This is a genomic window from Halarchaeum nitratireducens (assembly GCF_014647155.1).
GTDB classification, from domain to species: domain Archaea; phylum Halobacteriota; class Halobacteria; order Halobacteriales; family Halobacteriaceae; genus Halarchaeum; species Halarchaeum nitratireducens.
In genome coordinates this window covers 59,757-80,504 of record NZ_BMOQ01000008.1, presented here as the reverse complement: position 1 = coordinate 80,504, position 20,748 = coordinate 59,757, and the positions used below count along the sequence as shown (strand labels likewise).

At 61.5% G+C, this 20,748-nt stretch carries 18 protein-coding genes, 5 pseudogenes and 1 CRISPR repeat array; of the genes and pseudogenes, 18 read left to right on the top strand and 5 right to left on the bottom strand.

The window, feature by feature from the left end:
• Window positions 1-179 precede the first annotated feature (179 nt).
• The 6 genes from ggt (at window position 180) to IEX91_RS13970 (ending at window position 7,762) form a co-directional block, all read left to right on the top strand.
• Complete coding sequence (gene ggt, locus IEX91_RS13995; protein WP_188879756.1) at window positions 180-1,778, top strand: gamma-glutamyltransferase; 1,599 nt, start codon at window positions 180-182, stop codon at window positions 1,776-1,778.
• Window positions 1,779-2,016: 238 nt separating this feature from the next.
• Window positions 2,017-3,723 (top strand): ABC transporter substrate-binding protein, encoded by a 1,707-nt coding sequence (locus tag IEX91_RS13990; protein WP_188879754.1) that lies wholly within the window; start codon window positions 2,017-2,019, stop codon window positions 3,721-3,723.
• A gap of 1 nt (window position 3,724) precedes the next feature.
• Window positions 3,725-4,684 carry an ABC transporter permease gene (locus IEX91_RS13985; protein ID WP_188879753.1) on the top strand — a complete coding sequence of 320 codons (960 nt, stop codon included), beginning with the start codon at window positions 3,725-3,727 and terminating at the stop codon, window positions 4,682-4,684.
• A complete protein-coding gene (locus IEX91_RS13980) occupies window positions 4,684-5,574 on the top strand; it encodes an ABC transporter permease (protein WP_188879751.1) in 891 nt (296 codons plus the stop codon). Before IEX91_RS13985 ends, IEX91_RS13980 begins: the two co-directional genes overlap by 1 nt.
• Window positions 5,571-6,641, top strand: a complete 1,071-nt coding sequence (locus tag IEX91_RS13975) for an ABC transporter ATP-binding protein (protein ID WP_188879749.1) — start codon at window positions 5,571-5,573, stop codon at window positions 6,639-6,641. The genes IEX91_RS13980 and IEX91_RS13975 overlap by 4 nt, the downstream gene beginning before the upstream one ends.
• Complete coding sequence (locus IEX91_RS13970) at window positions 6,638-7,762, top strand: ABC transporter ATP-binding protein (protein ID WP_188879747.1); 1,125 nt, start codon at window positions 6,638-6,640, stop codon at window positions 7,760-7,762. The genes IEX91_RS13975 and IEX91_RS13970 overlap by 4 nt, the downstream gene beginning before the upstream one ends.
• Before the next feature lie 193 nt (window positions 7,763-7,955).
• Here IEX91_RS13970 and IEX91_RS13965 read toward each other — a convergent pair.
• Window positions 7,956-8,336 (bottom strand): annotated as a pseudogene (locus tag IEX91_RS13965) (amidohydrolase family protein); the annotation flags it as partial.
• 376 nt (window positions 8,337-8,712) lie between these two features.
• Here IEX91_RS13965 and IEX91_RS13960 point away from each other — a divergent pair.
• Together IEX91_RS13960 and IEX91_RS13955 are read left to right on the top strand one after the other, a co-directional pair.
• On the top strand, window positions 8,713-10,068 hold the full coding sequence (locus tag IEX91_RS13960; RefSeq protein WP_188879745.1) for an urea ABC transporter substrate-binding protein: 1,356 nt from the start codon (window positions 8,713-8,715) through the stop codon (window positions 10,066-10,068).
• A 1-nt stretch (window position 10,069) separates the two neighbouring features.
• Complete coding sequence (locus tag IEX91_RS13955) at window positions 10,070-11,020, top strand: acetamidase/formamidase family protein (protein ID WP_188879743.1); 951 nt, start codon at window positions 10,070-10,072, stop codon at window positions 11,018-11,020.
• A 201-nt stretch (window positions 11,021-11,221) separates the two neighbouring features.
• Here the strand turns inward: IEX91_RS13955 and IEX91_RS13950 are convergent, their stop codons facing one another.
• Window positions 11,222-11,449, bottom strand: coding sequence for a hypothetical protein (locus IEX91_RS13950; protein ID WP_188879741.1), 228 nt, complete (start codon window positions 11,447-11,449; stop codon window positions 11,222-11,224).
• Between the two features lie 104 nt (window positions 11,450-11,553).
• Between IEX91_RS13950 and IEX91_RS13945 the strand changes: the two are divergent.
• From IEX91_RS13945 to IEX91_RS13930, 4 genes and pseudogenes are all read left to right on the top strand, one after another.
• Window positions 11,554-12,096: pseudogene (locus IEX91_RS13945) on the top strand (IS6 family transposase); the annotation flags it as partial.
• Window positions 12,097-12,275: 179 nt separating this feature from the next.
• Window positions 12,276-12,911, top strand: a complete 636-nt coding sequence (locus IEX91_RS13940) for an IS6 family transposase (RefSeq protein ID WP_188879738.1) — start codon at window positions 12,276-12,278, stop codon at window positions 12,909-12,911.
• Window positions 12,912-13,255: 344 nt separating this feature from the next.
• Window positions 13,256-13,558, top strand: a complete 303-nt coding sequence (locus IEX91_RS13935; RefSeq protein WP_188879737.1) for a hypothetical protein — start codon at window positions 13,256-13,258, stop codon at window positions 13,556-13,558.
• Window positions 13,559-14,071, top strand: a complete 513-nt coding sequence (locus tag IEX91_RS13930; protein ID WP_188879735.1) for a hypothetical protein — start codon at window positions 13,559-13,561, stop codon at window positions 14,069-14,071.
• A 56-nt stretch (window positions 14,072-14,127) separates the two neighbouring features.
• Here IEX91_RS13930 and IEX91_RS13925 read toward each other — a convergent pair whose 3' ends face one another.
• Together IEX91_RS13925 and IEX91_RS16785 are read right to left on the bottom strand one after the other, a co-directional pair.
• Window positions 14,128-14,346 carry a hypothetical protein gene (locus tag IEX91_RS13925; protein WP_229772894.1) on the bottom strand — a complete coding sequence of 73 codons (219 nt, stop codon included), beginning with the start codon at window positions 14,344-14,346 and terminating at the stop codon, window positions 14,128-14,130.
• Window positions 14,347-14,349: 3 nt separating this feature from the next.
• Window positions 14,350-14,394 (bottom strand): annotated as a pseudogene (locus tag IEX91_RS16785) (hypothetical protein); the annotation flags it as partial.
• A gap of 3 nt (window positions 14,395-14,397) precedes the next feature.
• On the opposite strand from IEX91_RS16785, the gene IEX91_RS13920 reads away from it, so the two are divergent.
• The 6 genes and pseudogenes from IEX91_RS13920 to IEX91_RS16780 all read left to right on the top strand — a co-directional run.
• The gene (locus tag IEX91_RS13920; protein WP_188879731.1) at window positions 14,398-15,366 is read left to right on the top strand and encodes a hypothetical protein; all 969 of its coding nucleotides are present in this window, start codon (window positions 14,398-14,400) and stop codon (window positions 15,364-15,366) included.
• Entirely contained in the window at window positions 15,363-15,935 is a 573-nt protein-coding gene (locus tag IEX91_RS13915) for a CRISPR-associated protein Cas4 (protein WP_188879730.1), read from the top strand. The genes IEX91_RS13920 and IEX91_RS13915 overlap by 4 nt, the downstream gene beginning before the upstream one ends.
• 2 nt (window positions 15,936-15,937) lie before the next feature.
• A complete protein-coding gene (cas1b, locus tag IEX91_RS13910; protein WP_188879729.1) occupies window positions 15,938-16,930 on the top strand; it encodes a type I-B CRISPR-associated endonuclease Cas1b in 993 nt (330 codons plus the stop codon).
• The gene (gene cas2 / locus IEX91_RS13905) at window positions 16,931-17,191 is read left to right on the top strand and encodes a CRISPR-associated endonuclease Cas2 (protein ID WP_188879728.1); all 261 of its coding nucleotides are present in this window, start codon (window positions 16,931-16,933) and stop codon (window positions 17,189-17,191) included.
• A 101-nt stretch (window positions 17,192-17,292) separates the two neighbouring features.
• A CRISPR array of direct repeats spans window positions 17,293-19,234; the repeat unit is 30 nt; unit sequence GTTTCAGACGAACGCTAGTGCGGTTGAAGC.
• A gap of 20 nt (window positions 19,235-19,254) precedes the next feature.
• A pseudogene (locus IEX91_RS13900) lies at window positions 19,255-19,836 on the top strand (IS6 family transposase); the annotation flags it as partial.
• A gap of 179 nt (window positions 19,837-20,015) precedes the next feature.
• Window positions 20,016-20,338: pseudogene (locus tag IEX91_RS16780) on the top strand (hypothetical protein); the annotation flags it as partial.
• A gap of 53 nt (window positions 20,339-20,391) precedes the next feature.
• Here IEX91_RS16780 and IEX91_RS16660 read toward each other — a convergent pair.
• On the bottom strand, window positions 20,392-20,616 hold the full coding sequence (locus tag IEX91_RS16660; protein ID WP_188879726.1) for a hypothetical protein: 225 nt from the start codon (window positions 20,614-20,616) through the stop codon (window positions 20,392-20,394).
• Window positions 20,617-20,748 lie beyond the last annotated feature (132 nt).

The window sequence follows — 20,748 nt, the reverse complement described above, 5'->3', positions numbered from 1 at the left end:
GGCCAAAGTCGTTCCACTTAGTAGAACACGTGTCTGGGACGACGCTCAGAAGCGCCGACGGACCCGGGGTGATCTGCGCGAGCGCGGAGTTATCTTTTCACTGGCCATCACCCCTCACCGATATGTGCAAATATATCTTTATTAGATAAGCATTTGTATCTCGTTAGTGCGTTTGTCGTATGGGTTCTACACCAGACCTTGACCGATTCACCTCGCGTCGGTCAACCGTCTACGCCCGCGATGGCCTCGTCGCGACCAGTCAACCACTCGCCGCTGAGGCGGGCGCCAGCGTCCTCCGAGACGGCGGGAACGCCTTCGACGCCGCGGTCGCGACGGCGGCGACGCTGAACGTCGTCGAACCAATGAGCACCGGCCTCGGTGGAGACGTCTTCGCGCTCTACCGGAGCGCAGACGGCGACGTGGGCGCGCTCCGCAGCTGCGGCGGGGCGCCCGCCGATGCCACCCCCACGGCCGTGCGTGAACGCATCGACGGGAACGAGATGCCAGAACAAGGTCCGCTCGCTGTCACCGTCCCAGGGTCCGCACGAGGCTGGGAGCGCCTCCTTGAGGACCACGGTCGGACATCCCTTGGGACCGTCCTCGGGCCCGCGATACGGTACGCCGAGGAGGGGTTCCCCGTTTCCGAGGTCATTGCGGCGTCGTGGGCGGAGCACGTCGATACCTTCCGGACGGACGCCGACCACGAGGCCTTCACGATTGACGGTCGCGCACCCGATGTCGGAGAGGTGATGCGTCTACCCGACCTCGGGGAGACGATGCGGACGCTCGCTGACGGAGGCGCGGACGCCTTCTACGAGGGTGAACTCGCCGGGCACATCGCTGACACCGTCCGAGAACGCGGCGGACTGCTCGACACGGACGACTTGGCGGGCTTCGAATCGGAATACGTCGATCCCATCTCGACGACGTATGGCGGCGCGACGGTGTACGAACTGCCACCGAACAACCAGGGGCTCATCGCGCTTGAGGCTCTGAACGTCGCCGAGGAGCTCGACGTCGGGTCGTACCCCTACGATTCCGCCGAGCGGATACACTACCTTGCGGAGGCGATGAAACGGGCATTCCACGACGGTCACCACTACATCACGGACCCAGAGTACGAGACGGTGCCGTCGCTGGGGTCAAAGGCGTACGCAGCCGAGCGCGCGGCGACAGTGGACGACGCCGCGGGCGAGGTATCCATCGGCGGGCCGGGCGCGCCTGCGGAGGACGGTGACACGGTGTTGCTCACTGTCGCAGACGGCGAGGGGAACGTCGTCTCGTTCATCAACTCGCTGTTCGGTCACTTCGGAAGCGGCGTCGTCGTCCCCGACACCGGTCTCGTCCTCCAGAACCGCGGGAGTTCGTTCACGCTCGACCCCGAGCACCCGAACGTCGTCGCGCCGGAGAAGCGGCCGTTCCACACGCTCATCCCGGGTCTCATCCGCTTCGCGGAGGACGACTGGGCGGCGTTCGGCGTGATGGGCGGCTTCATGCAGCCACAGGGCCACCTGCAGCTGTTGACGAACCTCCTCGACTACGACATGGGGCTGCAGGCGGCGCTCGACGCGCCGCGCTGGCGCTACCAAGAGGACGGGTCGCTCGCCGTTGAGGAGCGTCTGGCGGACGGCGCTCTCGCGAAGCTCTCGCGGCGCGGTCACGATGTCCGAGTACTCCCGCCGAGCGAGTTCGGTGGGGCGCAGGTGACGCGCCGTCGGGAGGGCGTGCTCTCGGGCGCGAGTGACCCCCGGAAGGACGGCGCCGCAACCGGATTCTGAGGCGACTCGCGTCCCCGTTTTCGACCCACCCCGCCACAACGACTCAGAGTATATACCTTATACAGATGTAATGTGTATACATATGTATTTAGTCCTGTATCCACACCAGTAGAAAGATATAAGTGGTTGTTCGGGGATTGTTCAGGCGAATGTCTTGGTGAATGGCACACAATCCCTCCGTTTACAGTATGAACGTACAGCAATTACCGATAATCCCAACTGAAAGAACATTATGGTCATGGAATTCAACAAATCCGACCTCGAAGGACCACGCATCAATCGGCGGACAGCGACGAAACTCTTCGCTGCGGCTGGACTAACCTCGTTCGCGGGCTGTAGCAGCATCGGAGGCGATGGCGACACGACAAGCGACACAACAAGCAAGACGACGGCAGCGAGCGGCGGATCCGTCACGGCCGGCTGGAACACCGACACCGTCGAGTTCCTCGATCCCCACTATGTCGACAAGGGCCAAGAGATCGCCCTCCAGTCGAACATTTACAGCGGCCTCGTGAAGATCGGACCGGACGGTGGGATCGTCGGCGACTTCGCGAAGGACTGGTCGCTCCCGGACAGTTCGACGTACGTCTTCGACCTCCACGAACCCGGGACCTTCCACAACGGCGATACGCTCGACGCCGCCGCGGTGAAGGCGTCGCTCGAACGCCTGATGAGCCTCGACGACTCGCCGCACCTCGGCAAGGTCCAGTCGATCGAGAGCATCACTGTCGAGGACGAGACGACCCTTCGCATCAGCCTCTCGGAAACCATCGGGCCGTTCATCTCCTTCATGACGCGCGGGCCCGGTCGCGCCGGCACGATCGTCAACGCCTCCGTCGCGGAGGGGAACCCCGACGAGTACAATCGAATGCCCGTCGGCAGCGGGGCGTTCGAGCTCACGGAACGCGAGTCCGGCCAATACCTCCAGCTCGAGGCGTTCGACGACTACTGGGGGACCGACGGCGAGGGGAACGCGCTCCCGTACGTCGACTCCGTCCGGATCAACCTCATCCCGGAGCCCTCGACGATGTGGACGGCGCTCCGCGGCGGTGAGATCCAGTACTCGAATCAGGTCCCGGCGCAGAACGCCGCCCAGTCGGAGTCCATGGACTCGGTCGACATCGTCGGCGCGAACCCGGGCGCGTGGTACTGCGTCGCCCCGCTCTGTAACGACCCGGCGGAAGTCGAGTGGCAGCAGTACGCGAGCGGCAACCCGAACCCGACGGACAAGTGGCAGAACGAGGACCTCCCGACGACCGACCCGAAGGTTCGTGAGGCGATTTCCAAGGCCATCGACCGGGAGACGCTCGTCGAGCACGCACACTTCGGCTACGCGAAGCCCGCTCACTCGGTCTTCAACCCCTCTATCGCGTGGCTCTACGAGGAGGAGCCCGATCTCGGCCAGTACTACGACCGGGAGGCCGCACGCTCGCTCCTCGACGACGCCGGCTACACGGGCGACCCCCGGATGTCGCTCTCGCTCCTCGGCGTCCCGACTGACGAGCGCCGCATGACCGTCATCCAGCAGATGCTCTCCCAGGTCGGCATCGAGGTCGAACTCAACGTCCAGCAGGAGTCGGCCTTCTGGGACACCCTCTACCGCTACGAGAACGAGCTCGTGATGTACGACGGCTACGTCGACATCGACCCGTGGATGACGTTGTGGAAGCAGCTCAAGACGCCCGTGAAGGAGGGGTCGGCAGGCGCGTGGCAGGCGAACCTCTACCACAACGAGGAGTTCGACAGCCTGCTAGAGCAGGATTACCACACCTCGGACCAGGGGGAGCGCACGGACATCCTCCGGCAGGCCGAAGAGCTCTTCATCGAGGACACCGCGTGGGTCATGACGACCTTTCCCCTCATCCCGAAGGGGAGTGCCGCCTCTTTCACCGGGGTCGGCAACCAGGCGGGGCTGAGCAACTTCCACACCGCGCGCATGGGCTAAGATGGGGCTGGAGCGCTACGTCACGAAGCGGGTCTTGCAGTCGCTCGTCGTCATCTACGCCGTCGCGTCCATCGTCTTCGTCGCCGTCCGCTCGGTGCCGGGCGACCCCGCGCGACTCATCCTCGGTGGGAGCGCGGACGTCGACGCAATCCGGGCGATGCGCGCGAACCTCGGCCTCGACGAACCGATTCCTGTCCAGTACGCCAAGTGGATGGCGGACCTCGCGCAAGGCAATTTCGGACAGTCAATATATAGCGGCGATCCCGTCCTCTCGATGGTCGCGAACGCCGCCGAACCGACGCTCAGCATCGGGCTTGTCGGAATCACCATCGCCGTCCTCGTCGCCATCCCCGCCGGAGTCGTGAGTGCGACCCACTACAACGAGTGGGAGGACTACGCCGCGACTGGTGTCGCTTTCCTCGGTATCAGCATGCCGTCGTTCTGGATCGGCATCGTCCTCATCCTCACCGTCGGGAGCACTCTCTCCTTCCTACCGACGTACGGCTACGCGTCGCTGAAGGCGGGCGTCATCCCTTGGTTCACCCATACCATCCTCCCCGCGCTCGCCGTCGGCCTGCCCTACGCAGGCATCCTCACGCGAATGACGCGCTCCTCGATGCTCGAAGTGCTCGGCGAGGACTACATGCAAACCGCGCGCGCGAAGGGTCTCCCCGCCCGCACCGTCCTGCTCAAGCACGGCCTCCAGAACGCCCTCCTGCCTGTCGTCACCGTCGCCGGCATCCTCCTCGCACTGATGCTCGGCGGCGTTGTCGCCGTCGAGATGGTCTTCGGTGTACAGGGCTTCGGGCGGCTCCTCATCCGCTCCATCGAACGCCAAGACTTCCCGGTCGTCCAAGGCTCGGTCATTCTCATCTCCATCGTGTTCGTGTTCATGAACCTCCTCGTCGACCTATTGTACACGTTCGTCAACCCGAAGATCCGCTACGGCGGTGGTGAGTGATGGCGGAGTACGACGGCGCCGAACGTACCCTCGGCGTCCGCACGGAACGCCTCCGGCAGTTCCGCGAGACGATCCGCGGCGACTACCGCGCGACGTTTGGCCTCACGATTGTCGTCGCGTTCGTCCTTGCGGCGGTATTCGCGCCCGAACTCGCGCCCTACGACCCGATGGCCCAGGACTTCGCCATCATGCAGGCGCCAGGACTGAACGCTCACCCCTTCGGCACCGACTCGTTCGGCCGCGACCTCCTCTCGCGGCTGATGTACGGCGCGCGGATCAGCCTCGGCGTCAGCCTCGGCGCGGTCGCCATCGGCGGCGCCGTCGGCGTCACGCTCGGGCTCGTCGCTGGCTACTTCGGCGGTTGGGTGGACGACACGCTAATGCGCTTCGTGGACGTCCTCTGGGCGTTCCCGTGGCTCCTCGTCGCCATCCTCCTTGTCGCCGTCTTCGGGCAGAGCGTCTGGAACGTTGTCGCTGCCATCGCGTTCGCCTACATCGATGACTTCGCGCGCATCACGCGTGGCGAAGTGCTCTCCATCCGCGAGGAGGAGTTCGTCATGGCCGCGCGGAACGTCGGGCTCGACGACACCGCCATCATGTTCGACGAGGTGCTCCCGAACGCGCTCGCGCCCATCATCGTCCAGTTCACGGTGCTCGTTGCCCGCGCGATGCTCGCTGAGAGCACGCTCTCCTTCCTCGGCATCGGCGTGAAGCCGACGACGCCAACCTGGGGGGCGCTTCTTGGACAGGGCCGGGGGCTCATCACACAGGCGTGGTGGATCTCCATTATTCCCGGTGTCGCCATCATCATCACCGTCCTCGGCATCAATCTCTTCGGCGACGCGCTCCGCGACGCACTTGACGTCCGCGAACGGGGTGGGTCGCCGTGAGTGATCCCCTCCTCACCGTTGAGGACCTCGCAGTAACGTTTCCCGACCCCGACGGCTCTGACACGCGCGCCGTTGACGGCGTCTCACTTAGCGTCGAGGCCGGCGAGATACACGGTCTAGTCGGTGAATCCGGGTCGGGAAAGTCCGTCACCGCCCGCACTGTCCTCCGCCTCCTTGACGACGCGGATGTCTCCGCGAGCCGCCTCGCCTACCGGGGAGAAGACCTCCTTGCAAAGTCTGAGCGCGAGATGCGCGCGGTCCGTGGCGACGAAATCGGGATGGTGTTTCAGGACGCCCTCTCCGCGCTCAACCCAGTGATGACGGTTGGCGAGCAGATCGCCGAAGTCGTCCGCCACCACGGCGATGTCGACGAGTCCACGAGTCTGCTCAGCGAACTCCGCCGGAAGTACGTCACGGGAACAAGCAAATCCACGGCGTCGTGGCGTCGCGCCGTCGAACTCCTTGAGACGGTTGGCATCCCCGATCCCGAGCAGCGCGCGAGCGAGTACCCCCACCAGTTGAGCGGCGGACAGCGCCAGCGGGTGATGATCGCGCAGGCGCTCGCTGGAGACCCATCGCTCATCATTGCGGACGAGCCGACGACGGCGCTCGACGTCACTGTCGAGGCCGGTATCCTCACGGAGCTCAGAGAGCTCTGCGCGGATTTCAATGTCGCCATCCTCCTCATCACACACGATCTCGGCGTCGTCGCGCAGACCTGCGATCACGTGACGGTGATGTACTCGGGGTCAGTGATGGAGCACGGCCCAACGGACGACATCTTTGAAGCCCCTGCCCACCCCTACACGGAAGGCCTGCTCCGCAGCATCCCGGAGGGTGCCAAGCGGGGCGACGAGCTCGCTACGATACCGGGATCGGCGCCCGACCCCCGCGACCGGCCAGCAGGCTGTCCGTTCCGCGATCGCTGTCCGGAGGCGACTGAAGCCTGCACCGACTCTCTCCCGGAGCACGCGCTCTCGGCGGAACATCACACGTACTGCCACCACCGCCCGCACGAGGACGGCGGGCGCGACGACGTGCGGACGTCCCCACAACCAGAGCGATGAGCACGACTGACACCGATTCGACATCAGAGCAGAATGACTCAACCGCACCGCCGCGAGAACTCTTGCGGACGGCGGGGTTGAAGAAGTACTTCGCGCTCAACGACGGCCTCCTTGACCGAGTGTTCGGTGAGACGGCGCACGTCAAGGCCGTTGACGGCGTCAATCTTACGGTCCGCGCGGGCGAAACGGTCGGCGTCGTCGGCGAATCCGGCTGTGGGAAGAGCACACTCGGCCGGACACTGACTCGCCTCTACGACCCAACTGACGGGAGCGTTATTTTCGACGGCGAGCACATCGAGACCTACTCGGGGCGCGACCTGAAGGCGTTGCGCCGCCGCGTCCAGTACGTCTTCCAAGACCCGATGTCTGCGCTGAACCCGCGCAAGACCGTCGGGGAGAGTGTCGGGAAACCGCTCGAAGTACACGACATCGCGAGCGGGACGGAGAGAACCGACCGTGTCGCCAATCTCTTTGAGGAGATGGGGTTGATGCGCTCGCAGCTCGACGCCTACCCGCACGAACTTTCTGGCGGCCAGCTACAGCGCGTCGGCTTGGCGCGCGCGCTCATCACCGAACCCGATCTCGTCGTCTTCGACGAGCCGGTGAGCGCGCTCGACGTTACTCTGCAGGCACAGATACTGAATCTCATCAACCGCCTCCAAGGCGAGTACGACCTTTCATACGTCTTCATCTCACACAATCTCAACGTTGTCAGGCACGTCTGCGATCGCATCGCCGTGATGTATGCGGGCGAAGTCGTTGAGCGCGGCACCACCGAACAACTCTTCGAGAACCCGCAGCATCCCTACACGCGTGCGCTTCTCCGCTCCGTCCCGAGCGTCCGCGAGCGCCACGAGCGAGAGCGCGAGGAACTCCCGGGATCGCCGCCGAGCGCGACGAACCCGCCGAGCGGCTGCCGATTCCACCCGCGCTGTCCCGAGTTCATCGACGGCCGCTGCGTCTCCGAAGCGCCGGAGACGCGCTCCGTCGCGGGCGACCAGGGACACGAGGTGGCCTGTCACTGGGCCGAGCTGTCCGTCGAGAAACGCGAAGCGCACACGCCACCGGACGGCGCCGCCAGAGAGACCATCGAGCGCGAGGGCGCGAGCGGCGAGAAGTGACGGCGCAAGGTCGGCAGACGGGACGACGCCGAACATCCGTATCGCGGACCACTCGTCGAGACAGTCCGAATGGACAGAGGCTGCCTTTCTCCCCAAGCGAACGGTCGGTCTCAATCGAGCCGCGCTGGATCGGCACTCTTAGAGATGGAGGGCTATCCCACCCAGAGACGCGGATCGAGGCGGTCACAGACCCGACGTGTGCACAGAACGAACGGTCCGTTAGCCACTCTCTATCTTTGCGAGGGAGCCCATCGACGTGGTCCAGCCACGTTATCGCGTCCTCGTACGTCGCCTCGTCGCTAATGTTTGGATAGTCCGACCCCCACACGACGCGCTCACGACCGAACTCGTCCAAGAACCAACGGACGTGGTCGTGCATGTCGCCGTATGGGAATCCCTCCGCAGAGCGGTGGACCACCTCCGAGGGTTTCACCGCGGCGGACTCGTATTCGGACAGCGACGCGAACGCACCGTCGGAGGGCGAGCCGCCGGGCGCCGCGTGAGCGAAGTGGTCGAAGGCGTACATGAGGCCGGGGTACGCCTCGACGAGTGCGATCGATTGAGGACGGCGCCCTCCAGCCCGTGCAGGGCTAGGTGCTTGAGTGGCGCCATAAACAGACTATCTGAGGGTGTCGCCGGTGGAGGGAGAGATCTGAGCATCCCTTGAGGATTGAAAGTAGGATGAACGACATTTATACGAGCTTCATCCAAAAGTGTTCCATATATCCAGAATTTGTATCGACCGTTTCTATAACTTGAGAGTCGGCATTCGGTCAAGCGTCCGTGAATGGGTTAAACAGATTATGTACTACCACTCCTTAAGGAGAATTTTTATATATCCGCTCCGGAAATGGACTTCGTAGATACAATATGCGCTTGAAGATAACGAATGTCCGCAATATCCAATCAGAACAGTACAAGCTATCGGTCCGTTCGTCCGGTGGTGTCACGTGACTGGCACGGTGGACCGTCGCCAGTTCCTCGTGGGCGGCGCGTCCGTTGCGGGGACGGCGCTCGCGGGGTGTATCGGTGGATCGAACGGAGGGTCGAATGGGACGACGTCCGGCGGGACGTCAAGCGATTCCATCAACATCGGCGTGTTGGAGAGCCGGAGCGGCAATTTCGCCATCAACGCGAAGCCGAAGTGGAAGGCCGCAAAACTCGCCATCGAGGAGATCAACGACAACGGGGGCATCCTCGGGCGGCAAATACGGATCTTCGACCCAGACCCGCAGTCAAGCGACCAACGCTACACGCAACTTGCGCGCCGCCTCATCGAGAAGAACCACGTCGACCTGCTGAGCGGGGCGTTCGCGAGCAGTTCACGCGAGGCCATCCGTCCCACTGTCGATAAGAACGAACAGCTGTACTTCTACCCGAACGAGTACGAGGGGGGCCTCTGCGACAGCTACACGTTCGCGTTCGGGTCCGTCCCGATCCAGCAGTACAGCACGCTCATCCCGTACATGATCGACCAGTTCGGGCCGAAGGTGTACACCATTGCGGCCGATTACAATTTCGGACACATCTCCGCGGAGTGGATCAAGCGCTACGTCAAGGCGGCTGGCGGGTCGGTCGTGGAGACCGAGTTCGCGCCGCTCTCGGTGTCGGACTACGGGTCAAGCGTCAACAAGATCCAGAAAGCCGATCCAGACTTCATCGCAACCGTGATGGTCGGGTCGAACCAGTCGAACTTCTTCAAGCAGAAGGCCACGGCCGGCCTTGACCTCCCGATGGCGTCGGCGGTGAACCTCGCTCAGAGCTACGAACATGTCCGCTTCGACCCGCCAACAATGGCGGGGATGCACTCGGCACCCTACTACATGCCGGAGGTTCCAACCGACCGCAACCAGACGTTTGTGGAGAAGTTCCAGAAGCGCTGGCCGGATACACCCTACATCCCGGAGATGGCAGAGTGCGCGTACCTCAGCCCGCACATCTACAAGCAGGCAGTCGAGGCAGCGGGGGCGACGGATCAGGCGGCGGTCATCGCCGAACTGGAGAAGGGACTTGATGTCAACGCACCCGAGGGCAACATCCACCTGAAAGGGACGACCCACCACATGAGCCACGTGATGCGGTTGGCACGCGTCGAGGACGACCACTCGATCACGTTCCTTGGAAAGCAGACGATCGAACCGAGCTTCCTCGAAGAGATGGGCTGTGACCTAACGAGTGAGTCGAGCACGAAGCAGTACTCACCACCAAAAGACTACACGCCGCCGTCGAACTACGACTCTTCGAACTACTCCGCATCCGGGAGTTCCGGCGAGTACCCAAAAAACGTCGACCGCTACCAAGCCTGAAATGACCGACGCAAACATCGATCACCAGATCGAACGCACCGACACGAACGTTCGGCACGACTGGAGCCCCGACTATGACCCCATCGCGCGCGTCGAACCCGGGGACACCGTCGCCTTCGAGTGTCGCGACTCGATGGACGGGCAAGTGACGCCCAAGACGACGGCCTCGGATGTCGCAAATACCACCTTCGACCCCGTCCACCCGATCACTGGGCCGGTCGCCGTCGAGGGCGCAGAACCCGGTGATGCCGTCGCGATCGAGATCCTTGATCTCGAACACGAGGGTTGGGGATATACGGCGTTCTGGCCGGAGGACCGCGGCTTGCTTCCCGAGGAGTTCGATGAGTGCGGCATCCACATCTGGGACCTCAACGGAGACGTCGGGCAGTTCGTTGACAGTATCGGCGTTCCCCTTGATCCCTTCCCAGGCATCGTTGGTCTCGCACCGGCTGAATCGGGCCGTCACTCAACGATCCCGCCGCGCGCGACCGGCGGCAACCTTGATGTCAAGCACCTCACGGAGGGCGCAACACTCTACCTCCCTGTGGAGGTGGCGGGCGCCATGCTCTCTGTCGGCGATTGCCACGCCGCGCAGGGCGACGGCGAGGTATGTGTTAATGGTATTGAGGCGCCAATGACGGCGACTGTCCGCGTTGACCTAGTGAAGGACGCGCGCTTCGAGACGCCACGCTTTGAGACGACCGGCCCGTACGCGCCGGCCGGCCGCGATGGGGGGACGGCGTACGCGACGACCGGCGTCGGGGACGACCTCATGGTCGCCGCGAAGGATGCGATCAGCGGCATGATCGACTATCTGAACTCCGAATACGGCCTCTCACGGTCGAACGCGTACGTACTCTGTTCGGCCGCCGTTGACCTGAAGATCAACGAGGTGGTGAACGCGCCGAACTGGGTGGTGTCGGCGTATCTCCCTACGAGCCTCTTCGAGTAACGCGAGAACAGTCACCCGCGAGGACTTCCCCTCGAAGGACGCCCTCAATGAGCTGTCGGCAGAGTTAGCAGCGGAGAACGAGGCGGACGAATCCCCTAGAACCGACGTCAACGACGAGACTGTGGAGCTGCCGGAAGCGAAGGCTGGTATCCGAGCAGTCGACAGTACGAGCGATTCCGAGGTCCATGGGCCCACTTGAGGCTACCAGTAGGCGGACGCCTCTTGGGGGTATGAGCTTGGAATGGATGGCGGGCGTTTTCTGTGAGGCGCAGCAGCAACACAGGCGACGATCGGGACGTATTCAGTCGGGTAGCTGAGGTCGACGACAGTGTGATAGATGGTCGTTGTGGTCACAGGAGAGTAGAGCGGCGTGGTTGAGGAGACATCCGAGTCGGTGTCGAACGGAGTGTTGGTCGAGGGGTCAGCCATGAGCAATCGGTTTAGCCGCGTATTGGTATTTAAACTCGAGTGAGGTCCTGTCGGTCGTGTTTAGTTAAGGCTGAAAAGTGAGGCGGGATTGATTCCTGCTGTCCATGGCTGAAATCACCCGCCTCAGCGGTCGTAGCGACTGGATCGACTTGGAGTTTGTGGAGCGAGAGCGGACGCCGAGCGAGCTGATGGAACTGGGTATTCGACCTCATTTGTCGGGACTCTCACTTGCCAATACCATCTCGGAACTTGAGAAGTTCGGTGTCGATCGGTCGCGGAAAGCGGTTCACGACTGGGTGCAGAAAGCCGATCTACAGCCAGCCAGCGATGCGAGTTCGGATCACATCGCACTCGACGAAACGGAGATCCGAATCAACGGACAGCAGTTCTGGCTGTACGCCGCCGTCAATCCCGAAACGAACAAATTCCTCCATGCTCGGCTGTTTACGACGACTGCGACGGCATTGACGCAGCAGTTTTTGCGGGAGCTTCGTGAGAAACACGATGTCTCCGACGCCGTGTTTCTCGTCGATCACGCCCAGCATCTAGCGGCTGCACTGCATCGAGCAGGACTCCGATTTCAAACGATTCGTCATGGAAATCGGAATGCTGTAGAACGTGTCTGTATAGAAATAAAACGTCGAACTCGGCACTGTCTAGTTAAGCCAGTTTGAGGAATGAGCAGGTCGTTGAGTTAGTTGGTCAAGATGCTCGCAGATCTGCTCAGCGAGTGCTATGACGCGGATTTAGAAGAAGTTTGGGAGCGTGAGCGGGGCGGTGTTTAGTTAAGGCTGAAAAGTGAGGCGTGATGACTTTCAGCTGATCTATGGCAGAAATCACACGCCTCAGCGGTCGTAGCGACCGGATCGACTTGGAGTTTGTGGAGCGAGAGCGGACACCGATCGAGCTGATGGAGCTCGGTATTCGACTTCATTTATCTGGACTCTCGCTTTTGAATACCATATCTATACTTGATAAGTTCGGTGTCGAACGGTCGCGGAAGGCCGTTCACGACTGGGTGCAGAAGGCAAATCTACAGCCAGCCAGTGACGCAAACCCGGATCACATCGCGCTTGACGAGACGGTGATCCGGATCAATGGACAGCAGTTCTGGCTGTACGCCGCCGTCGATCCAGAAACAAACAAATTCCTGCACCTACGGCTGTTTACGACGACTACGACAGCATTGACGCAGCAGTTCCTGCGGGAGACTTGCGAGAAACACGACGTCAAAGACGCCGTGTTTCTCGTCGATCACGCCCAGCACCTAGCAGCTGCACTACATCGAGCAGGACTCCGATTTCAAACCGTTCGCCATGGAAATCGGAACGCCGTAGAACGTATCTTTCGAGAAATAAAACGCCGAACTTCCTCGTTCAGTAATAGTTTTAGCCACGTCGATCCGGAGACCGCAGAAACGTGGTTGCAAGCCTTCGCCGTCTGGTGGAATTCGTTTAACTAAACACGATGATATCGGTGCCGTTGTTAGTCTCGTACTGTTCTTCGTCGGCGCGTTCCTAACTGTTCACGGTCTCCTTACTGGCATCGAGAAGTCATTACGAGACAGTGAATGGGAATATACAGAGGACTGATCGGGTTCAACCGACCAGCCACCCTAGAAGCGCCTATTGAGCCATTCCACGTCCAAATTATTTTTGTGCTCGCCACATCCTCGATGAGTCACGATCGACTGGACGTACGATCTCGAAACCCACCTCGTACGGGAGAGATAACATGATGAGGACTAATTGGCTCACAATGTACACACGACAATCGCTAAGTAGGGGGATGTACAATGTACATATCATGAGCGCTGAGAAGAAACGCGTCCAGTTCCGCGCCCCTGACCGACTCATCGACCGAGCGGACGCACTCGCGAACGTCCTCGGTGAGGACCGAACCGATATCCTCGTCACCGCGCTCCGAGAGTACCTCCAAGAGGCAACGCACGACGATGCACTCGTCCAAGAGATCGCCGCCGCCTACTACGACGATGAGATCACCTACGACCAGCTCAAGTCACTCGTCGGCGCCGAGGAATCCGCGAATCTCCGCGTTCTGAAGGAGCAACTCGACGACGACTACATCGACGACGTCGCTGACCACTAAATGACGGTTCTCGTCGCGGATACTTCCGGCCTCGTCAGCCTCGGAACAGCGGTCAACCACGCTCCGAACCCACTCGATCTATGTCTCGACGTCTACGACGTCCACGTCCCAACGATCGTCGTCGACGAGCTCCGAGAGAGCGCCTCCTATGCCGACGCCCACGGTAATGCGGCGACCGCAGTCCTCGATCGTGAAGATGCAGTCTCTGTGACGGCGGTCACGCTCGATGCCGATTTCCCACTTGATGATGGTGAGAACGCCGCCGTCACGCTCGCGAACGACCTCGATGCAGCGCTCTTCCTCTGTGACGAGTTCAACAGCGTCGGGCTCATACACGCCTCGCTCGCTGACACCCGGCTCGTGACGACGCCGACACTCCTCTCGGTCTTCGTCCGGACCGAACAGCTTCCCTCGATGGACGCGATCGAGATTCTCGAAGCGATCAGCGCCGCTCGCAGTTGGGAGTCGAACAGCTATGTGCAGCGCGCTCAAGCACTCCTCAACGACGAGTAAACCGGGCGTTCGGCACGGTACCGCGGTAGGTCTGTTGGATACCCCCAGAGAGTACGCTACCACCAGTCGAGGGTGCCGTTCCGCTCGTCAAGGAACGCTTCACCGACGGTCGCACTATTCGGGAACTGCACCGGCTCGCCAGCACGTTGCGTGAGTGTTCTCTCGAAGAACTCTGTCTCCGGTTCGAACTCCGGATGAACATGTAGTCCATGGTCGCCATCGAACGTGAACAGGCCCGCGTCGAACGCCTGATGGTGCAGCCAGTTGAGAACCATCACGTTATCTGGATGTTCAGCGACCTGTAGGTCCTTGGCGCGTGGCACGACGTGGGAAAGCGTCACAAACGGCGACCCAGTGAATTCGGTCAGGAGACACTGGTCGTCGTACATGCGGAGGACGCGATCACGAAATCCCGCGCTCACCTCGACCGTCTCTACCTCTCGACGCGCGTCCGCGCCCGTGACCGGACGGCACTCCTTACGACTGCCGAGGAACTCATCGACGCGAACGTCCCGTTTGTCCTCGTCTCGACGCAACTGATCGAGGCGGGCGTCGACGTGAGTTTCGACCGCGTCTTCCGTGACCTAGCGCCCCTCGACAGCGTCGCACAGGTCGCCGGCCGGTGCAACCGCTCGTACGAGCGCCACCCGGACCACGGTCGCGTAACGGTCTGGCAGTTGGACGACCCCGACGAGGACCCCCGGACGCGGACGCCACCGAGCAGTGCGGTGTACGTCCGCGGTACCGGCAGCGGCCTCGACCTGCTCACGCGAACGCGAGAGGCGCTCGCCGACGCCGGCGTCGAGACCGACACGTGGCACGGCGAGGACCGCGTAACCGAAGACGCCCTCGACGTCTATCAGGAATCGGTCGGCGAGTCGATGGACGCCGTCAGCGACGACGACGAGTTGCTGGAGGCCTACACGGACGCGAACGGTCGGCGGCTCCGCGGCGCGTCCGTCATTGACCAGACGTACAGCTTCGAGGTGTACGTCTGCCGGACCGAGGCGGACTACGAAGCGGTCGAACGGCTCCGCGATGCGATCGAATCCTACGAGTTCGGCGACGCCGCCGCGCTCCGGAAAACGCTCGCCGACATCCGCGTCTCCATACCCGTCTATCGCCCGGACTCGGATGTCGCCGGACGTCTCCGCGGTCTCCCAGCCCTCGTCCCGGCGGACCGGAGACCGAACGACGCCGCCGAGACGGAACGCGTCTATCCACCCGGCAGCAACGACGCATACTTCGACGTCGAAACCGGCTTCGAGGCCGCCGAGGTGAGCCAGTTCTTATGAGCGAATGCGACTCCGATCCCGACGGTCCAGAGGGCCCAGTAGAGCGACTACTGGCGACCGCGCGCGGCGAGCCGCTGGCAGACCCGTTCCGCGTGACGGGCGTCATGATGCAATACTATCACGTTTGTGAGCGCGAACTCTGGTTCGAGGCCAACGACGTCGAAATCGACCGCGACAACCCCGCTATTGCGCGTGGAACGCTCATCGACGAATCCGCGTACAGTGACCGCAAGGGTAGCCTTCACCTTGGGATGATCGCCCCCGATCTACTCCAAGACGGCCGCGTCGTTGAGGTGAAACCGTCGTCGTCGGTCGTCGAGCCCGCGCGAATGCAGCTCAGCTACTACCTCTGGTATCTCGAACGGGTCGCCGGCGTCGAACGCGACGGGGTGCTCGCACACCCTCGAGAACGCCGCCGTGAGCCCGTCGAACTAACTCCTGAAGTGCGTGAGGAGGTTGAATCGGCGATCCGGGGTATCCACGGCGTGGTAACACGCGATACGCCGCCCGACGCGATCGAAAAACCCGTCTGCGACAGCTGTGCGTACCACGATTTCTGCTGGTGTTGACAATGGACGAGAACAGACACGTCTTCTCCGACGGCACGCTCGAACGGCATCAAGATACGATCCGCGTTCGGACCGACGACGGCGAGACGAAGCCGGTTCCGATCGAGAACACCAACGCGGTGTTCCTCCACGGCCAGATCAACTACAACACTCGCGTCGTCTCGTTCCTCAACGACCACGGCGTCGCCGCACACGTCTTCGGCTGGAACGACAAGTACGTGGGATCAATCCTCCCAGAGCGCGGCCAGACATCCGGACAAACTGTCGTCGAACAGGTCCGCGCGTACGACGACCCTAACCACCGGCGTCGGCTCGCCGCCGCGTTCGTCCGGGGAAGCATCCACAATATGCGCCGAAACGTCGCCTACTACGACAACCGCGGACGTGACCTGTCGGACGCACTCGACGGACTCGACGACGCCGCCGCGAGCCTCGACGCCACCGCCGACATCGAGACGATCATGGGACACGAAGCGACGGCACGCCGCGCCTACTACGGCTCGTTTGACGCCATCCTCCGCGACGGCTGGGGATTCGAATCGAGGGAGTACAACCCCCCGCCGAACGCGGTGAACAGTCTTCTCTCCTACGGCAACTCACTCGTTTACACCAGTTGCATCTCGGCGATACGCAAGACCGCACTCGATCCGACCGTGAGCTATCTCCACGAGCCCGGGGAGCGTCGGTTCTCGCTCGCGTACGACATCGCCGACCTGTTCAAGCCCGTCATCTCCGACCGCGTCACCTTCCGGTTACTCAATCAACGACAGCTCTCCAGCGACGACTTCCGAGAGGACGTCGGCGCCGTCCTCCTCACCGACGACGGACGAGAGACGTACACACGTGCGTTTGAGGATACGCTCGCTCGAACCAAAGACCACGAGAAACTCGGCCGATCCGTTAGCTACCAGTATCTACTCCAGATTGAGGCGTACAAACTGAAGAAACACCTCCTGACTGGTGAGAACTACGATCCGTTCGAGAGGTGGTGGTAAATGTACGTCGTGTTCGTCTACGACGTCGCTGCCGATCGCACCCGTAAGCTCCTCAAACTGGGCCGCCGCTACCTCATCCACGTCCAAAACTCGGTGCTCGAAGGCGAGATCACGGAAGGAGATTTAGCGCAGTTTGAAGCCGAAGTCGACGCGCTGCTCGAACCCGGGGAATCCGCGATCATCTATAAATTCGCCTCTGAGACGTACGTCAATCGATCCACGTTTGGCGACGACCCCGCAGCGGACGCGAAATTCCTATAGTATCCATCGACCCCCCGGGGTTCTGAGGTGGATTAAGGAGCGATGGTAGCTTCTTTACGACAACGGGCAAAAGATAGGATGCCTACGGCAAATAGGGGATGGTTTCAGACGAACGCTAGTGCGGTTGAAGCGTCTAGCTCTCGCGCCGGGACGAACCGAACCATCTCGTTTCAGACGAACGCTAGTGCGGTTGAAGCTCTCCGTCCGCGTCGGCGGTCGTCGAATAGACGCGGTTTCAGACGAACGCTAGTGCGGTTGAAGCAGTTTCGGTCATCGAATCACCGAGCGAGGATACCGGTTTCAGACGAACGCTAGTGCGGTTGAAGCCGCTCGTCCGCGACCGGATCGCGGGGGGTCGAGTGTTTCAGACGAACGCTAGTGCGGTTGAAGCTTCTTGGGGGCGATGGTCCATATCGGGCGAGATAGTTTCAGACGAACGCTAGTGCGGTTGAAGCTCGTCACCGACTCCGTCGCCGGCATCGTCAAAGGGTTTCAGACGAACGCTAGTGCGGTTGAAGCACCCTCTTTCCGACGCGATAGGCGGCGGCTCCACCGTTTCAGACGAACGCTAGTGCGGTTGAAGCGGACTGAAAGGTGTCGACGGCGCGAGCGACCTCACTAGTTTCAGACGAACGCTAGTGCGGTTGAAGCTCGACCGACGATAAGCTCGAAGCCGCCGAGACAGGGTTTCAGACGAACGCTAGTGCGGTTGAAGCACGATCGGCATTGGCGTGGGCTCCGGCGACGACGGGTTTCAGACGAACGCTAGTGCGGTTGAAGCTCCAGCCCACCCCCCTGCGACTACGGCCGAGGAGTGTTTCAGACGAACGCTAGTGCGGTTGAAGCGAACCGGGGCGTGAAGGCGTGCCGCGACCCAGAGGAGTTTCAGACGAACGCTAGTGCGGTTGAAGCCTGCGTGCGAGCGCGCAGTTGGTCCCGTCGAGCGAGTTTCAGACGAACGCTAGTGCGGTTGAAGCCATAAGGACGTGAGCGGCTACGAGCCCGAGATTCGGGTTTCAGACGAACGCTAGTGCGGTTGAAGCCCGGCCCCGACCGCGAGGATCACTACCTGGAGCGCGAGGTTTCAGACGAACGCTAGTGCGGTTGAAGCGACGTCGAGCCGCACTACGTCGGAGTCGCGTCACACTGTTTCAGACGAACGCTAGTGCGGTTGAAGCCTACATCCTCCTCGGCCGGATCGGTGACCGGTCGATGGTTTCAGACGAACGCTAGTGCGGTTGAAGCCGGCGTCGATGGACCTGAAGTGTCCGAAAGCGTGGTTTCAGACGAACGCTAGTGCGGTTGAAGCTATCGCACCGTAGATAAGTGCGAAGATAACCCCCAGTTTCAGACGAACGCTAGTGCGGTTGAAGCGACCCACCGCCGGAGGGTCCGCGTCGTCACGTCGATGAGCGTTTCAGACGAACGCTAGTGCGGTTGAAGCGCCCGGAAACGCGTTGGTCCGCTCGTCTGCGACCGGATCGTTTCAGACGAACGCTAGTGCGGTTGAAGCGAAACAACAGAGACGGTCACCCCAAGCAGTGGGTCGAGTTTCAGACGAACGCTAGTGCGGTTGAAGCGTCCTGCACTGGGAGGAGCTGCCACGTCGCGCCGTGTTTCAGACGAACGCTAGTGCGGTTGAAGCGTGACGCCGCACGATCTCCGTCGGACGTGGGGCCAGGTTTCAGACGAACGCTAGTGCGGTTGAAGCTGCATCCACGCTGGAACAGTGAGGGGATCGGCGTGGTTTCAGACGAACGCTAGTGCGGTTGAAGCGTGAGTGAGAGTGACGGGATGAAGACGACGCCGAGGTCGTTTCAGACGAACGCTAGTGCGGTTGAAGCGACCACCCGCCGCGTCAGTCCCGACCGGAGGGAGGGTTTCAGACGAACGCTAGTGCGGTTGAAGCCCGTAGACCTCCGCGATCTGCCGTCCACCCGACCCGCTGGTTTCAGACGAACGCTAGTGCGGTTGAAGCACCGCGTCGTCGCGCCAGACGGGCTGGTACTCGCGGTTTCAGACGAACGCTAGTGCGGTTGAAGGCCGGGTGGGCCGAGGTCGTCGCCGTCCGCCTCCATAAAGCTGGGTGTTCGCTCCGCGAGACAACAACGACTCTGGACGCACTCGGCGTTGATCGATCGCATGGAGCGGTCTGGAACTGGGTACATCGGCTGGCTGACAACGAACGCGACCCGCCGACGGCGTCGCCGTCGCGGGTCGCTGTCGACGAAACCGCTGTCCGAATTAACGGCGAACAGTCTTGCTTGTACGCTGCAATTGATCTTGATTCTATGTTGATTCTTGACGTCACGTTATTTGGACGGCATAGCACTGATCCAGCAGCTGCGTTTCTTCACCGGCTCCAGCAAAAACACGATCTCGCGGGTACCGAGTTCCTCGTTGATGGCTATCGGACTGCCCTCTCTCGATTAGGGTTGAGCGGTCATCTCGACTATACCGACTGGAACCATATCGAAACGTGGGTCCACACCCTCAAGATGCGTATCGACCGCTTCCACCACTCGTGGGTGGGCAGTCGATCGAGCGCACGCGAGTGACTTGAACAATTCATACATTATTACAACCGCCAAAGACCGCATCAAGCTCCCAATGGAAAGACGCCAGCGCAGGAGGTGCAGACCTAGACAGTGCCAGTTAGCTATAGTAATCACCAGAAGTATCTACACACTTCCCTCGCTGGATCTTCGAGAACCAGCGCATACACCAGTCTCTAGCGGCCGCCACTGCAAAGGGTTCTGGATTTTACTATAGCACAGACCAGCTCGGCGTACGCGCTCTACGGGAGCGATCCCATCTACTAACCCGCCTTGGCCCATCAACGGGGCCTGAACTATTGGTGCTGGCGGTCAGGTGGTACCGTCAGGATCGACACGATTGGTTCCTAATCAACTACACCGACCCGAACACCGGCTTTCACGCTGGCTGGCACCAGGATCAGGACTACCCCAATCTCGGGCGAACGCACTTCCAGTACTCGGCCGCCGACGAAGAGGACCGCTGGGGCATTAGGACTGCTAGGGCATTACCTTTGAACACGAGACCCCCTCTCTGATTCTCTGGGAGATTATCGAAGAGCTCCTCGAGGACGTTGGCCTGACTTACCAGTATATGCAGGAGGGCACATGAACCCCCGATTATACCCACTGAGCGATCTCTCGCGAGTTCTTTCAAACGCTATTTCAGGATACGGAGAACGTGGTGACGGCGAGAACCATCGATGCAACGTCGCGCGCGAGCTCAAGCGGTTCGCCGAGTGGTCCGACGACGACCGCTGTGACGACTGGACCGGGATCGGCCCCGACGACGTCGACCGAGAGCCGACCTGCGACGATTTCGACGAACGCATTTGGGAATACGCCCGGTATCTCGACGGCGATAGCTAGCTCAAGCAGAATACGGTACAAACTGCTCTGTTGAATAGCGGTGATTGAATACGAGGTCTGAGATTGAGTCGCCGTATGGATAGCAGAGACTGGTTGTTTCAACACCGATCTCGCCTCTACCCACCTCAGAGATCGCTATTCGACAGAGCAGTA

Excerpts from the sequence above, each read along its gene's own strand:
- IEX91_RS13990 (WP_188879754.1), top strand. The coding sequence starts at position 2,017 with ATGGAATTCAACAAATCCGACCTCGAAGGACCACGCATCAATCGGCGG.
- IEX91_RS13915 (WP_188879730.1), top strand. The coding sequence starts at position 15,363 with ATGAGCGAATGCGACTCCGATCCCGACGGTCCAGAGGGCCCAGTAGAG.
- IEX91_RS13985 (WP_188879753.1), top strand. The coding sequence starts at position 3,725 with ATGGGGCTGGAGCGCTACGTCACGAAGCGGGTCTTGCAGTCGCTCGTC.
- IEX91_RS13930 (WP_188879735.1), top strand. The coding sequence starts at position 13,559 with ATGACGGTTCTCGTCGCGGATACTTCCGGCCTCGTCAGCCTCGGAACA.
- IEX91_RS13955 (WP_188879743.1), top strand. The coding sequence starts at position 10,070 with ATGACCGACGCAAACATCGATCACCAGATCGAACGCACCGACACGAAC.
- ggt (WP_188879756.1), top strand. The coding sequence starts at position 180 with ATGGGTTCTACACCAGACCTTGACCGATTCACCTCGCGTCGGTCAACC.
- cas1b (WP_188879729.1), top strand. The coding sequence starts at position 15,938 with ATGGACGAGAACAGACACGTCTTCTCCGACGGCACGCTCGAACGGCAT.
- IEX91_RS13940 (WP_188879738.1), top strand. The coding sequence starts at position 12,276 with ATGGCAGAAATCACACGCCTCAGCGGTCGTAGCGACCGGATCGACTTG.
- IEX91_RS13935 (WP_188879737.1), top strand. The coding sequence starts at position 13,256 with ATGAGCGCTGAGAAGAAACGCGTCCAGTTCCGCGCCCCTGACCGACTC.
- IEX91_RS13970 (WP_188879747.1), top strand. The coding sequence starts at position 6,638 with ATGAGCACGACTGACACCGATTCGACATCAGAGCAGAATGACTCAACC.
- IEX91_RS13950 (WP_188879741.1), bottom strand. The coding sequence starts at position 11,449 with ATGGCTGACCCCTCGACCAACACTCCGTTCGACACCGACTCGGATGTC.
- IEX91_RS13925 (WP_229772894.1), bottom strand. The coding sequence starts at position 14,346 with ATGGTTCTCAACTGGCTGCACCATCAGGCGTTCGACGCGGGCCTGTTC.
- cas2 (WP_188879728.1), top strand. The coding sequence starts at position 16,931 with ATGTACGTCGTGTTCGTCTACGACGTCGCTGCCGATCGCACCCGTAAG.
- IEX91_RS13980 (WP_188879751.1), top strand. The coding sequence starts at position 4,684 with ATGGCGGAGTACGACGGCGCCGAACGTACCCTCGGCGTCCGCACGGAA.